The sequence below is a fragment of the Streptomyces sp. NPDC058663 genome (assembly GCF_042716745.1).
Classification (GTDB): Bacteria; Actinomycetota; Actinomycetes; order Streptomycetales; family Streptomycetaceae; genus Streptomyces.
The window spans coordinates 159,336-173,317 of sequence record NZ_JBHXRV010000010.1 but is presented as its reverse complement, the minus strand read 5'-3'; the positions used below and the strand labels follow the sequence as shown (position 1 = coordinate 173,317).

Genomic DNA, 13,982 nt, shown 5'->3' with positions numbered 1-13,982 from the left:
CGCCGCCATGTGGCGTGATCCTTGCGGACCATGGCGATCACGTCGCTGTCACCGGCCGGTTCCGCGCGAGAACCTGGGTGGCCAGGCTCAGGACGAACCCGAGGAAGGGACACCCCTCATGACCCGCATCGCCATCAACGGATTCGGCCGCATCGGACGCAATGTGCTGCGCGCCCTGCTCGAACGCGACAGCGCTCTGGAGGTCGTCGCCGTCAACGACCTCACCGAGCCCGCCGCCCTCGCGCGGCTGCTCGCCTTCGACTCGACGTCGGGCCGGCTCGGCCGTCCGGTGAGCGTCGAAGGGAACACCCTCGTCGTCGACGGCCGTCGCCTCACCGTCCTCGCCGAGCGCGAGCCGAAGCAGCTGCCGTGGGCCGAGCTCGGTGTCGACATCGTGCTGGAGGCGACCGGCCGTTTCACCTCGGCCGCGGCCGCCCGCGCCCACCTCGACGCGGGTGCGAAGAAGGTGCTGGTCAGCGCGCCGGCGACGGACGCCGATGTCACGCTCGCGTACGGCGTCAACACCGACGCGTACGACCCGAACGCGCACACCATCGTCTCCAACGCCTCGTGCACGACCAACGCGCTCGCCCCGCTGGCCAAGGTGCTCGACGACCTCGCCGGCATCGAGCACGGCTTCATGACGACGGTGCACGCCTACACGCAGGAGCAGAACCTGCAGGACGGCCCGCACCGCGACCCCCGCAGGGCCCGCGCGGCCGGCGTGAACATCGTGCCGACGACGACGGGTGCCGCCAAGGCGATCGGTCTCGTGCTGCCGAATCTGGACGGCAAGCTGTCGGGCGACTCGATCCGCGTACCCGTGCCGGTGGGATCGATCGTCGAGCTCAATACGACGGTCGCCCGTGACGTGACGCGCGAGGACGTGCTGGCGGCGTACCGCGCCGCCGCGCAGGGGCCGCTGGCCGGCGTACTGGAGTACTCGGAGGACCCGCTCGTGTCGTCCGACATCACCGGCAACCCCGCCTCGTCGATCTTCGACTCGGCCCTCACCCGCGTCGAGGGCCGACACATCAAGGTGGTCGCCTGGTACGACAACGAGTGGGGCTTCTCGAACCGGGTGATCGACACCCTCGAACTCCTCGCCGCCGGCTGACCCGGCACCCGGGTGGCCCACGCGGCGTGGCTCATTTCCGCACCCGGAGAGCGAACTCCCGTGACGGTGGAGGTCATTGCGCCTAGGGTGGTGGGTGCAGCTGGTTCGCCCTGCCCGCCAGGCAGACGCGTCGCAAGAGGGAACCCGGTGGGAATCCGGGACTGCCCCGCAGCGGTGAGTGGGAACGACCGCCGTCATACGCACTGGATCCGGACGGATCTGGGAAGCGACGGCCAGTAGGTGTCCGCCGGACGACGTCCGGTGGGTGGGCCCACGAGTCCGAAGACCTGCCCGCTGCCCGTACGCGACCGTTCGTGTACGGATGTCCCGGTGACCTCGTGGGCGGGTCGGCGTACGCATCAGGTGGAGGACCGCGCGTTGTCGCGCGCGGGTCCGGTCCGCCCGGTTCCGTCATCCCTTCGCGTCCGTGATCCGTCTCCGGGATCTCAGGAGTCATCTCGCGAAGGAGATTTCCGTGACAGCGAAGTCCGCAGCCGCGGCGGTACGTTCCACCGCGTACGGCTACCCCCGGCAGGGCCCGAACCGCGAGCTGAAGAAGGCGGTCGAGGGCTACTGGAAGGGCGCGGTCGCCGCCGAGGCCCTGGAGGAGACCGCCAGGGGCCTGCGCCGGGCGAACTGGCAGCAGTTGGCCGACGCGGGCATCGACGAGGTGCCCACCGGTGACTTCTCGTACTACGACCATGTCCTGGACACCAGTGTCATGGTCGGCGCTGTCCCCGACCGCCACCGCGAGGCCTTCGCTGACGGGACCCTCCCGGGCGCACCGTCCGGTCCGGACAGTGCGGGCCATCCGGACAGTGCGGGCCACCTGGACGGCTACTTCGCCATGGCACGCGGCAACCAGGACGTGGCGCCGCTGGAGATGACCAAGTGGTTCGACACCAACTACCACTATCTCGTGCCGGAGCTGGGCCCCGGCACCGTCTTCACGGCGAACTCGGCCAAGCAGGTCGCCGAGCTGAAGGAGGCGCTGGCGCTCGGGCACACCGCCCGTCCGGTGCTGGTCGGCCCGGTCACCTACCTGCTCCTCGCGAAGCCCGCCCCCGGTGTCGCCGCCGGCTTCGAGCCGTTGACGCTCCTGGACCGGCTGCTGCCCGTGTACGCGGAGGTCCTGGCCGACCTGCGGGCGGCCGGCGCCGAGTGGGTGCAGCTGGACGAGCCCGCCCTGGTCCAGGACCGCACCCCGGCCGAGCTGAACGCCACCGCCCGCGCCTACCGGGACCTGGGCGCCCTCACCGACCGGCCGCAACTCCTCGTCGCCTCCTACTTCGGCCGCCTCGGCGACGCACTCCCGGTCCTGGCCAAGGCCCCGGTGGAGGGTCTGGCACTGGACTTCACCGGCGCCGCCGCCACCCAGCTCGACGCGCTGGCCGCCGTCGGCGGGCTGCCCGGCAAGCGGCTGGTCGCGGGCGTCGTCAACGGCCGCAACGTCTGGATCAACGACCTGGAGAAGTCCCTGGCCACCCTCGGCACCCTGCTCGGCCTCGCCGGGCGGGTCGACGTGGCCGCCTCCTGCTCGCTCCTGCACGTACCGCTGGACGCCGCCGCCGAGCGCGACGTGGACCCGCAGATCCTGCGCTGGCTGGCCTTCGCCCGCCAGAAGAGCACCGAGATCGTCACCCTGGCCAAGGGCCTGCGCCGAGGCACCGCGGCGATCAGCGGCGAACTCGCCGCCAACCGGGCCGACCTGGCTTCCCGCGCCCGCTCCCCCCTGACCCACGATCCGGCAGTGCGCCACCGCGTAGCCGCCGTCACCGACGCCGACGCCCGCCGCTCGGCGCCGTACGAGGAGCGGGCCGCCGCCCAGCGCACCTCGCTCGGCCTGCCGCTGCTGCCGACGACCACGATCGGTTCGTTCCCGCAGACACCGGAACTGCGGACAGCCCGCGCCGACCTGCGCGCCGGACGCATCGACACCGCCGGCTACGAGGACCGCATCCGCACGGAGATCCGCGAGGTGCTGGCCTTCCAGGAGAAGGCGGGCATCGACGTCCTCGTGCACGGCGAGCCCGAACGCAACGACATGGTCCAGTACTTCGCCGAGCAGCTGACGGGGTACCTCGCCACCCAGCACGGCTGGGTCCAGTCGTACGGCACCCGCTACGTCAGGCCGCCGGTCCTCGCAGGCGACATCTCGCGCCCCCAGCCGATGACGGTGCGCTGGACCACTTACGCCAACTTCCTCACCGACCGCCCGGTCAAGGGCATGCTGACCGGTCCCGTGACGATGCTCGCCTGGTCGTTCGTACGGGACGACCAGCCGCTCGGCGACACCGCCCGGCAGGTCGCCCTCGCCCTGCGCGACGAGGTGAACGACCTGGAGGCGGCCGGGACCCGCGTCATCCAGGTCGACGAGCCTGCCCTGCGCGAAACGCTCCCGCTGCGCACCGCCGACCACGCGGCCTATCTCCGCTGGGCCACGGAGTCCTTCCGGCTGAGCACCGGCGGGGTCCGCCCGGAGACGCAGATCCACACCCACATGTGCTACGCCGAGTTCGGCGACATCGTGCAGGCCATCGACGACCTCGACGCGGACGTGATCAGCCTGGAGGCGGCCCGCTCGCACATGCAGGTGGCCCGCGAACTGGCCGCGCACGGCTACCCGCGGGAGGCCGGACCGGGCGTCTACGACATCCACTCCCCGCGCGTCCCGTCCGCCGAGGAGGCGGCGGACCTGCTGCGCAAGGGACTTGAGGCCATCCCGGCCGACCGCCTGTGGGTGAACCCCGACTGCGGACTGAAGACCCGCGGCTGGCCCGAGACCCGTGCCTCCCTGGAGAACCTGGTCGCGGCGGCCCGTACCGTACGGGCGGAACTCAACGGGTCCTGACGCGAGGAGGAACACGGGCCGGGAGGGAGCGGGCGGACCGCACTCCCTCCCGGCCTTCCCGGCCTTCCCGGCCTTCCCGGCCCTCCCGGTGGTGGGCACCCGGCGTGTGCCCGTACGCGCGCCGGAAGACGTCGATGAACGCGCTCGCGGACGCCCAGCCGCAGCGGTGCGCGACGGACGTGACGGGGGCTCCCTCGGCGAGCATGCGCAGGGCGTGGAAGAGCCTGAGCTGGGTGCGCCACTGGGGGAAGGTCATGCCCAGTTCGCTGCGGAAGAGGCGGCTCAGGGTGCGTTCGCCGGTGTGGGTGCGCACCCCGAGTTCGGCGAGGGTGGCGGGGTCGGCGGGGTCGGCGTGCAGCAGGTCGCAGACGGCGGCCAGCCGCGGATCGGCGGGCGCGGGCAGGTGCACCGGCTGCTGGGGCGAGGCCCTGAGCTGGTCGAGGAGTACGGCGCGCAGCCGCAGGCGCTCGGGGGCGGCGGGGTCCGGTGTGCCGGGGGCGCGGGCGGGGCGCGAGGTGCCGTTCTCGTACCGGACGGCGGCGGTGTACGCGAGGATCAGCTCGCGCAGGAGCGGGCTGACGGACAGGACGGTGGGGGCGCTCAGACCGAGGGGGTTCTCCTCGACGGGCAGCCCGAGACTGTGCATGTCGAGGTTGCCGTGGGCGCGGTGGGAGTGGACCGTACCGGCGGGCACCCACAGGGCGCGGGTTCCGGGGGCGAACCAGGTGCCTGCGTCGGTGGTGACGGCGAGGAATCCGGAGCCCGCGTAGATGATCTGGTGGTCGTCGTGCCGGTGCGGATCGATCCGCTCACCGGAGGCGAGCGGCCGGGTGTGAGTGGGGGCGTCCGGCAGGTGCGCTACGGGAGGTGCGGGCATCTGCGCGACGGGGGCGGTCGGCAGCGGCGCGACAGGGGCGGCCGGCAGGTGGTCGACGGGAGCGTCCGGCATCTGCGCGACGGGAACGGCCGGCGGGTGGCCGACAGGAGGTGCGGGCTTGCCCGGCGGCTCGGGCGGAGTGGGCGGCTGCTGGCGGGTTTTCGGCATTGGCAGGCAATTTACCGGAAGCGCGACACCTGCCGCGCTGGCGACGATCGGAGCGTGCCTACTCCACGTACCCACCCGTCCCCGGTCTCCCCGTCCCCGCGCGCCCCCTCGTCAACTCCCTCGCTCGCCAGGGCTCCACGGGGATCCCGCATGCCCCTCGCCCTCCTCGCGCTCGGTCACGCCTGTGTCGACGTCTATCAGGGGGCGGTCGCCGCCCTGGTGCCGTTCTTCATCGCCGAGCACGCCTACACCTACGCGGCCGCCTCCGGCATCGTCCTGGCGGCCTCGCTCCTGTCGTCCGTCGCGCAGCCGCTGTTCGGCGCGCTGACCGACAAGTGGGCGATGCCCTGGCTGCTGCCGGTGAGCACCCTGCTCGGCGGGTTCGGTGTCGCCCTCAGCGGGGTCGGCGGCATCGGTGGTTCGTACCCGCTGACCCTTGCCGTGATCGCCGTCTCGGGAATCGGGGTGGCCGCCTACCACCCGGAGTCCGCGCGGGTCGCCCGGCTGGCGAGCGGGGGCAGTCACACCGCGATGGGCTGGTTCTCACTCGGCGGCAACATCGGTTTCGCGACCGCCCCGCTGCTGGTGTCCGCCGTCGTGGCGACGGGCGGACTGCGAGCCTCGCCGCTGCTGGTGGTGCCGGCCCTGGCGGGTGCGGCGCTGTGTGTGGCCGCGCTGCGCGCGCTGCGTCGGCCTGTCGGGGAGGACGCCGGGGCGGCCGAACTGGGCCCGGCCGGGAAGGACGACTGGCGCGCGTTCCTGCAGATGTCCGGCGCCGTGGTCTGCCGGTCGGTCGTCTTCATGGGGCTCAGCTCGTTCATCGCGCTGTACGCCCGTGAGCGGGTGGGTGGCGGACACGCGGGTGAACTCGTGGGCACCGCCGCCCTGTTCACGCTCTACCTGGGCGGTGCGTTCGGCACCGTCATCGGCGGCAGGCTCGCCACCCGCTTCGGGCGGGTCGCGGTGGTCCGCTGGTCGTACGCGCTGACCGTGCCCGCGGTCGCCGGGGTCGTGTGCGTGCCCGGCCCGCTGTTGTACGTGTGCGTGGCGCTGACCTCGGCCGGGTTGTACGTGCCGTTCTCGCTGCACGTCACCCTCGGCCAGGACTACCTGCCGCACCGGGTGGGCACCGCGAGCGGCGTCACGCTCGGTCTGACGGTGAGCGTGGGCGGGCTGGCGAGCCCGCTGATCGGGGCGATCGCCGATGCGACGTCCCTCCAGCTCGCGCTGGCCCCGCTGGTCGTGCTTCCCGCGGTGGGATGGCTGCTGCTGCGCGGACTGTACGAGCCGCCGCAGCCGCACGGGTGACGTGGCAGTGAGCCGGACCGGCCCGTGAACGGGCCGGTCCGGCTCGAAGCTGCCGGCCCCAGCCCGTCGTCAGCTGGGGCGCCCGCCCGTCAGCTGGGGGCCTCGGCGCCCTTGCGGGCGTAGAACCACCAGGTCACCAGCACACAGCTCGCGTAGAAGCCGACGAAGCCCCACATCGCGCTGGTCACCGCGAAGGACCCGAAGAGGGCCGGGATGAAGAAGAAGCCGTAGGCGGCGATGCCCGCCGTGAAGCCGGTGACCGCGCCGGACTCCATCTCGGCCTGCTTCAGGGCCTGGTCGTAGGCGGGGGTGCCTTCGGTGAGGCCCTTGAGGTGGGTGGTGCGGAAGATGACCGGGATCTGGCGGAAGGTCGAGCCGTTGCCGATGCCGGAGAAGAGGAACGCGCACAGGAAGCTGACGAAGAAGCCCCAGAAGGAGCCGTTGTCGCCGCCCGAGGGCAGGAAGTTGATCACCCCGATGATCGAGACGGCCATGCCGACGAAGGACAGGATGGTGACGCGGGCGCCGCCCAGCTTGTCCGCGATCCAGCCGCCCGCCCAGCGGGCGAGGGCACCGATGGCGGGGCCCATCCAGGCGTACGTGGCCGCCGAGTACGCGGCGTCGATCGGCGTGAAGGTGGTCTTGATGAGCAGCGGCAGGGCGGCGGCGAAGCCGATGAACGAGCCGAAGGTGCCGACGTACAGCCAGGTCATCACCCAGTTGTGCTTGCGCTTGAAGATGATCTTCTGGCGGGAGAACGGGGTGGAGGCGACCTTGAGGTTGTTCTGGCCGAACCAGGCGACGGCGGCGAGGACCACCAGGACCGGCACCCACAGGAACGCGGCGTTCTGGAGGTACACCGGGGTGCCGTCGGCCTTGTGCTGGGCGGAGCCGATGGCGATCGTCGACCAGGTGATCACGATCGGCGTGAGCAGCTGGACGGCGGAGACACCGAGGTTGCCGAGGCCACCGTTGATGCCGGTGGCGTTGCCCTTCTCGCCCTTGGGGAAGAAGAAGCCGATGTTGGCGAGCGAGGAGGAGAAGTTGGCGCCCCCGATGCCGCAGAGGGCGGCGATGGTGATCAGCACCGCGTACGGGGTGGTGGGGTCCTGGATGGCGATGCCGAGCCAGATCAGCGGTATCACCAGGACGACGGTGGAGAGCGCGGTGAAGGTGCGCTGGCCGACCATCGGGCCGAGGAAGGTGTAGAGGATGCGGGCGGTGCCGCCGGTGATGCCCGGGATGGCGGTGAGCCAGAACAACTGGCTCTGGCTGAGCCCGAATCCGACGTCCGTGAGGTTGGTCGCGGTGATCGACCAGACCTGCCAGACCACGAAGGCGACGAGGAGGGCGGGGACCGCGATCCAGAGGTTCCGGCGGGCGACCTTGCGTCCCGTGGTGCGCCAGAACGCGGGGTCCTCGGGCCGCCAGTCGGTGATGGTGCGGCCGGGGCGGTACTGCCCGTGATCGGCGGCCTCAGCCGCGTCGTCGCCCGTCCGGGGTGCGTGTGCGAGGGAACTCATGACTGCTTCCTGTACGTCCGGTGCGTCTGGTTCATCTGGTGCGTCCGGTTCATCTGCTGCGTCCGGTTCATCTGCTGCGTCCGAGGACCTGCGGGGGTCAACTCGTGTGCGGGGCTGAGATGTACGCAATCGGGGGCCGGCGCGACCTCCTCGGCCTAGGTGCCCCGGGATTCCGGCTCCTGCGCGTGTGTGTCATGGGCGAATCTCCGCTCCGTCACAGCCGCCCGGTACCGTGCCGGGCACTCTCGACGCTAGACCTGCGCGAGACGCTTGATCGTCCGCGAAAGTCCCAGGTCACAGGGGAAAGAGTCCCTACTTTCCGGGTCCTTCGACGGCCGCGTGCGACAACTGGCCGGCCCTTCCCCGCAGCGGCGGGGCGGGCCGCTCGCTGTCGCATCTTCCGGTACGGCCTCCGGAGGGTCTCGCCGGGCCCGAGGCGGACAACGGGCCCAGTAGGCCGAATCGCTCCGTATCGATAGGGAGTTTTAGGGAAGGTTGCGCTACCTTCGGACCATGCAGCACTTCTACTCGGTCGACCAGGTGGCGGGCCTGCTCGGTCTGCACGTCAAGACCGTCCGGGCGTACGTCCGCGAGGGCAGGCTCCGGGCGACCCGCATCGGCAAGCAGTACCGGATCGCCAGGGAGGACCTGGAGGCGTTCACCGGCGCGCCCGTCACGCCCTCTCCCGCCGTGCGCCGCCCCCGGCACGCCGAGGCGTCGAGCATCGTGCAGATCGACGCGATCGGTCCCGACGAGGCGTCCCGGCTGACCAATGCCGTCATGGCCACGGTCGGCGGGCGGCACGGCGGGCGCGGCCGGGTGCGGGCGGGCAACGGGGAGAGCGGGCGCGGCCCGGAGGGCGGGCTCGGCCGGGAGGGCGCCGAGGACCGGACCGGCGCCGGGGACCGGATCCGCGTCGAGGACCGGATCCGCGCCGAGACCGTGTACGACGAGGAGCGGGCCTCCCTCAAGGTCGTCGTGCTGGGCGGCCTGTCCGTCACCGCGGACCTCCTCAAGGTCGTCGATGCCCTCACCCGGGAGGCGGAATGATCCGGCTCGCACCGGGGCGAGTGGTGCTGAACGACCGCCGGACTCAGCGCAGTTGGCCGGTCGAGGTGTCCCCCTTCCTGCTCGCCCCGCACGCCGTCACCCAGTCGCTGTACGCACAGGTCACCGGCGACCGGCCGAGCAGCGCCCCTCCCGGCGCCCGCCTGCCCGTCGAAGGCGTCTCCTGGCAGGACGCGGTCCGCTTCTGCAACGCCCTGTCGGCCGCGGAGGGCCTGTCCCCCGCCTACGCCTTCGGCGCGGACTCCACCACCGCCTGGGACGCCGCCACCGACGGATACCGGCTGCCGACCGAGGCCGAGTGGGAGTACGCCTGCCGCGCCGGCACGACCGGCCCCCGGTACGGCCCGCTCGACGACATCGCCCATCACCGTGCCAACTCCGGCGCTCGCCCCCACGAGGTCGGCACCCGGCAGCCCAACGCCTGGGGCCTGCACGACATGCTGGGCAATGTGTGGGAGTGGTGCTGGGACCTCTACGACCCCGAGGTGTACGGCGAGTACCGCGTCCTGCGCGGGGGCGGCTGGTTCGACGAGCCCTGGAGCTGCCGCGCCTCGGTGCGCCGCCGCAGCCACCCGACGTACCGCATCGACGACGTGGGCTTCCGGGTCGCTCGCTCGGCGGACTGACCCCGCCGGGCCGCGGCGCACCCCCCTCGCGCGCGAAGGGCGTCTCAGTAGCCCACCGTGAACCGGGTCCTGTGGTGCTTCGGCCGCTCCGCCTCGTCGAGCAGCGCGAGCGCCATGTCCTCCATGGAGATCGCGGACGTGCCGTCGGCGCCGACGAGCAGTTCGTCCGTCCCCAGGCGGTACGCACCGGTGCGCGGGCCGGGTGCGAAGTCGGCGGCCGGGCTGACGTACGCCCAGTCGACGTCCGCACCGGATGTGCGGCAGACGTCGAGCTGCGCGTTGCAGGCGAGCGCGATCGGCCGCCAGGAGGGCGGGAAGCCGGGCCCGTCGACGACGGTGAGGGTGTCGCTGCCGGGGAGGCGCAGGCTGCCCGCGCCACCGAGCAGCAGCAGCCGCACCCCGGTACCCGCCAGTCCGGCCAACAACGCCCGCGCGGTGTCCGCCAGTTGCTCCTCCTGCCCGGGCACGGGCCGGGTCGCGCTGATCAACAGATCCTGGCCCGCGGCGAGTTCCGCGAGAGAACCGGCGTCGAGCGCGTTGCCGGTACGGTGCCGGGCACGCGGGTCCAGGTCGGCGAAGCGGGCCGCGTCGCGGGTGACGGCGGTGACCTCGTGGCCACGGTCGAGTGCTTCGGTGACGATACGGCTGCCGGCGGCGCCGGTCGCGCCGAGCACGGTGATACGCAGGGTGTTACGCATGAGTGGTCGCCATTCCTTCGTAGGGGGGTGGGCGGTACGTGGATCAGTTCGCCGGGGCGGTGGGGCGGTCGGCGCGCGGGTGGTCCGCCGGTGGCTGCGCGGCAGGGCCCCCGGGGTGCGCCGCGGCCACGACGCCCCGGCCGGAGCGCGGCCTCAGCTGGGCGAACACCACCGCCGCCAGGGCGAGCAGCGCGCCCACCAGCTGGAGCGCGGTGAGCTGCTGGCCGAGCACGAGCCAGCCAAGCAGGGTGGCCACGAGCGGGCTGAGCAGGCCGAGGAAGGTGACCTCGGTGGGCGAGAGGGCCTTGATGCCGCGGAACCAGAGCAGGTAGGCCACCGCGGCGCCGATCAGCGTCAGATATCCGTATCCGATCAGGTTCTCCGCCGTGTACGAGGACGGCGGCGGGCCCTCCACGAGCAGCGCCACGGGCACCAGCAGCAGTCCGCCCGCGACGAGTTGCCAGCCGGTGGTGGCGAGCAGCGGGGCCGGGGAGGCCCAGCGCTTGCTGAGGACGACGCCGGTCGCCATGACGACCGCGCCCCCGAGTGCGGCGGCCACTCCGAGCGCATCCAGCCGGGCGCCCGCCCGCAGGACCAGGAGGGCGACTCCGGCGATGCCGGTCACCGCCGCAAGTACCGTGCGCGGACTGAGCCGCTGCCCGAGCAGACCCGCGGACAGGCCCGCCACCAGCAGGGGCTGTACGGAGCCGACGGTCGCGGCGACACCGCCGGGCAGGCGGTACGCGGCGACGAAGAGGAGCGCGAAGAAGACACCGATGTTGAGCGTGCCGAGGACCAGGGACTTCCACCACCAGCTCCCCTTCGGCAGCCGCCTGGTGAGGAGCACGAGGAGCAGTCCCGCCGGCAGGGCACGCAGGACCGCGGCGAGCAACGGGCGGTCAGCGGGGAGGAGTTCGGTGGTGACGAGATAGGTGGAGCCCCAGACGGCAGGGGCGAGGGCAGTGAGCAGCACGAGGCCGGTTCGATTGCTTAGCACTAAGACAACATATCTCACCACTAAGAGAACGGCTAGTGTGGTGCCATGACCAAGAGGGATGCAGGCAAGACCGGGCCAAAGACACAGGCGACCACCCCCGGGGCCGCGACGGGGCAGTCGACCGGGCCGGCGACTGGCGACCCGGCCGGACACACCGCCGGACGCACCGCCGGGGCCCCGCCCGAGGATCACGTGGACCACGTCCTGGCACAGTGGGCGGAGCAGCGACCCGACCTGGATGTTTCCCCGATGGCGGTGATCGGGCGGCTCAAGCGGCTGATGCTGCTGATCGAGCCGGAGATGAAACGCACCTTCGCCGCGCACGGACTCGACCGGGCCTCCTTCGACGTCCTGGCGACCCTGCGCCGCAACGGGCCCGAGCACCCCCTCACCCCCGCCGAGCTGATGCGCTCGGCCATGGTCACCTCCGGGGCGGTCACCCAGCGCCTGGACCGTCTCCAGGAGCGCGGACTGGTGACCAGGACCCCGAGCCCCACCGACGGCCGGGTGGTCCAAGTGGCCCTGAGCGAGGCCGGGTTGCAGCTGGTCGAGTCGGCGCTCCCGGACCATCTGAGCACCGAGCAGCGGCTGCTGGCGGCACTCTCGCCCGCGGAGCGCGAGCAGTTCGCCGACGCACTGCGGACCCTGCTCCTGGGCCTGGGCGACGGCCGCTGAGCATCCGGCCCGGGGCGGGCGAGGGCTCGACCGGATCACGCACCCGACCCGATCGGGCACAGGATGTCGGGCCCGCCCCCGGGGCCGCTGCCTAGCGTGGTGGACGTAAAGAGGAAGGAGCCGGGACATGCTGGAGAAGCTCAACCAGGCCATGGACCACATCGAGCAGCATCTCGAAGAGACCGTCGACGTCGCCGAGCTGGCGCGGATCGCGGCCACTTCGGAGTACCACCTGAGGCGGATGTTCTCCGCCCTGGCGGGCCTGCCGCTGTCGGAGTACGTACGGCGCAGGCGGCTGACGCTCGCGGGTGCGGAGGTGCTCGCAGCACGGGAAACGCTGCTGGAGATCGCGGTCCGGTACGGCTACGGCTCGGGCGAGGCGTTCGCGCGGGCGTTCCGCGCCATGCACGGCATCGGCCCGGGCGAGGCGCGGCGCACGGGCGCCGCACTCGAATCCCAGCCCCGGATGTCCTTCCGTCTCGTCGTCGAAGGAAGCAGCAGCATGCGATACCGCATCGTGAACAGGTCCGGCTTCACCGTGGTCGGCTTCAGGGCCAGGGTGCCGCTCGTGCACTCGGGACCGAACCAGTCGATCATCGACTTCGTCCGTGGCATCGACAGGGCGGCCCTGGCCGCGCTGGAGAAACTCGCGGACCAGGAACCGGAGGGCATCGTCTCGGTCTGCGACGGCCTGGACCCCAGCCGCGCCGAGGGCACCGAGCTCGACTACTACCAGGCCGTGATCACCTCGGCCCCCGCCCCGGCGGGCACCACGAGCCTGGCGGTTCCCGCGGGTACCTGGGCGGTCTTCGCCACCTCGGGCCCGGCCCCGCAGGCCATCCAGGAGCTGTGGCGGGACGCCTTCACCCAGTGGTTCCCCTCCAACCCGTACCGCAGCCGCCCCGGCCCGGAGATCCTGCGCACCCGGCTGTCCCCGGACGGCACGGAAGCGGATGCCGAGCTGTGGCTGCCGGTGGAGCGGGAGCCACAGGACTAGGCGGAAGAGGTCCGACGGACCGGACGGGACTGACGGACCGGACGGGACTGACGGGACTGACGGACCGGACGGGACTGGCGGACCGGACGGGACTGGCGGAGGTCTGTCGGCGGTCGGCTGGCATTCGTAATTCGAACAGACGTACGCTTTCGGTATGTCTTCCCACGCCTCCCCCTTCCCCGACGACCTCCTGGCCCTCCAGCAGCAGCTCCACGAGGCACAGGCCGACTTCCACACGCTCGCCACCGCCCCGCCCTGGGGCCCCGAGTCCGCCCCCGTCTTCACCGAGGAGCAGGTGGACCAGGTCGAGGAGCTGTGGGAGCGGATCCGGGAGCTGACCATGGCTGTCCACGAGCACCCGTACTGGACGGCCTCACCCGCGGGGCCCGGCGGACGGGTCAACAACGCGGGGTACGGGCTGCGCGTCGTCCGGGAAGCGGACCGCAGGGACGCGGGCGCGGCATAACGGCTCGCACCTGGCCCAGCCCCCACTCACGCCCCCTCCCCGTTCCCCCGCGCAACTCCGCGCCTTCGGCCTGTTCGCGACGGCGTTCCCGGGTACACGTACCGCGACCGGAAGTGACATTCCGGGTAATGCGGAGCGATACACGTGAGACGCGGAGTGACGCGGAGAGAGGGGCAGGCTGCGATGTCGATGCGGGCGGTGGGCTGGGCCAGGACGTTCCCGATGTCCGGGGGCGTACGGGCGGGCAGAAGGTGGACGGAGGAGCACCTGGCGCAGCTGCCCTGGTACGAGGACTGCCCGGACACCGTGGACTCCATCGTCCTGACGGTGTCCGAGCTGATCACCAACGCGCATCTGCACGCGCACAGCGACGCCCAGCTCGTGCTGACCTGGGACAGCCGCTGCGTGCACGTGTCCGTCCACGACGACGCCGGTGACGGCGGCCGGCCCGTGCACAGGCCCAGCTCCACCGCCGCCACCTCGGGCCGGGGCATCGCCATCGTCGACGCGCTCGCCGACAGCTGGGAGGCGCACGACCAGCAGCACGGCAAGGCGATCACCGCGTGCTTCATTCCGGAACAGCGGGAGCGGACGCCGTAGGCACCCGGGAA

The 13,982-nt window shown here is 72.1% G+C and carries 13 protein-coding genes and 1 riboswitch; of the genes, 9 read left to right on the top strand and 4 right to left on the bottom strand.

Annotated elements, in window-relative coordinates; all coding sequences use genetic code 11:
• Nucleotides 1–118: 118 nt before the first annotated feature.
• Nucleotides 119–1,117: a type I glyceraldehyde-3-phosphate dehydrogenase gene (gap, locus tag ACFWVV_RS10225; RefSeq protein WP_384348016.1), complete on the top strand. Its 999-nt coding sequence runs from the start codon at nt 119–121 to the stop codon at nt 1,115–1,117.
• 84 nt (nt 1,118–1,201) lie between these two features.
• A riboswitch (cobalamin riboswitch) is annotated at nt 1,202–1,427 on the top strand.
• A 165-nt stretch (nt 1,428–1,592) separates the two neighbouring features.
• Nucleotides 1,593–3,968, top strand: coding sequence for a 5-methyltetrahydropteroyltriglutamate--homocysteine S-methyltransferase (gene metE / locus ACFWVV_RS10220; protein ID WP_384348019.1), 2,376 nt, complete (start codon nt 1,593–1,595; stop codon nt 3,966–3,968).
• Here the strand turns inward: metE and ACFWVV_RS10215 are convergent.
• Nucleotides 3,955–4,845: an AraC family transcriptional regulator gene (locus ACFWVV_RS10215; protein ID WP_384348310.1), complete on the bottom strand. Its 891-nt coding sequence runs from the start codon at nt 4,843–4,845 to the stop codon at nt 3,955–3,957. The two genes, metE and ACFWVV_RS10215, sit on opposite strands and share 14 nt — an antisense overlap.
• Nucleotides 4,846–5,163: 318 nt before the next feature.
• On the opposite strand from ACFWVV_RS10215, the gene ACFWVV_RS10210 reads away from it, so the two are divergent.
• Nucleotides 5,164–6,321 (top strand): MFS transporter, encoded by a 1,158-nt coding sequence (locus ACFWVV_RS10210; RefSeq protein ID WP_384348022.1) that lies wholly within the window; start codon nt 5,164–5,166, stop codon nt 6,319–6,321.
• 89 nt (nt 6,322–6,410) lie between these two features.
• Here the strand turns inward: ACFWVV_RS10210 and ACFWVV_RS10205 are convergent, their stop codons facing one another.
• Nucleotides 6,411–7,844, bottom strand: a complete 1,434-nt coding sequence (locus tag ACFWVV_RS10205; RefSeq protein ID WP_384348025.1) for an MFS transporter — start codon at nt 7,842–7,844, stop codon at nt 6,411–6,413.
• Between the two features lie 513 nt (nt 7,845–8,357).
• Between ACFWVV_RS10205 and ACFWVV_RS10200 the strand changes: the two genes are divergently transcribed.
• On the top strand, nt 8,358–8,894 hold the full coding sequence (locus tag ACFWVV_RS10200) for a helix-turn-helix domain-containing protein (protein ID WP_384348027.1): 537 nt from the start codon (nt 8,358–8,360) through the stop codon (nt 8,892–8,894).
• On the top strand, nt 8,891–9,538 hold the full coding sequence (locus tag ACFWVV_RS10195) for a formylglycine-generating enzyme family protein (RefSeq protein WP_384348030.1): 648 nt from the start codon (nt 8,891–8,893) through the stop codon (nt 9,536–9,538). Before ACFWVV_RS10200 ends, ACFWVV_RS10195 begins: the two co-directional genes overlap by 4 nt.
• A gap of 44 nt (nt 9,539–9,582) precedes the next feature.
• Here ACFWVV_RS10195 and ACFWVV_RS10190 read toward each other — a convergent pair whose 3' ends face one another.
• On the bottom strand, nt 9,583–10,236 hold the full coding sequence (locus tag ACFWVV_RS10190; RefSeq protein ID WP_384348033.1) for an NAD(P)-dependent oxidoreductase: 654 nt from the start codon (nt 10,234–10,236) through the stop codon (nt 9,583–9,585).
• 43 nt (nt 10,237–10,279) lie between these two features.
• Entirely contained in the window at nt 10,280–11,233 is a 954-nt protein-coding gene (locus tag ACFWVV_RS10185; RefSeq protein ID WP_384348036.1) for an EamA family transporter, read from the bottom strand.
• Between the two features lie 45 nt (nt 11,234–11,278).
• Here ACFWVV_RS10185 and ACFWVV_RS10180 point away from each other — a divergent pair, with 45 nt between their 5' ends.
• The 4 genes from ACFWVV_RS10180 (at nt 11,279) to ACFWVV_RS10165 (ending at nt 13,971) form a co-directional block, all read left to right on the top strand.
• Nucleotides 11,279–11,908, top strand: coding sequence for a MarR family winged helix-turn-helix transcriptional regulator (locus tag ACFWVV_RS10180; protein WP_384348039.1), 630 nt, complete (start codon nt 11,279–11,281; stop codon nt 11,906–11,908).
• Nucleotides 11,909–12,035: 127 nt separating this feature from the next.
• Complete coding sequence (locus tag ACFWVV_RS10175) at nt 12,036–12,905, top strand: helix-turn-helix domain-containing protein (RefSeq protein ID WP_384348042.1); 870 nt, start codon at nt 12,036–12,038, stop codon at nt 12,903–12,905.
• 154 nt (nt 12,906–13,059) lie between these two features.
• Nucleotides 13,060–13,371 carry a hypothetical protein gene (locus tag ACFWVV_RS10170; RefSeq protein ID WP_384348045.1) on the top strand — a complete coding sequence of 104 codons (312 nt, stop codon included), beginning with the start codon at nt 13,060–13,062 and terminating at the stop codon, nt 13,369–13,371.
• A 189-nt stretch (nt 13,372–13,560) separates the two neighbouring features.
• Nucleotides 13,561–13,971, top strand: coding sequence for an ATP-binding protein (locus ACFWVV_RS10165; protein WP_384348313.1), 411 nt, complete (start codon nt 13,561–13,563; stop codon nt 13,969–13,971).
• Nucleotides 13,972–13,982 lie beyond the last annotated feature (11 nt).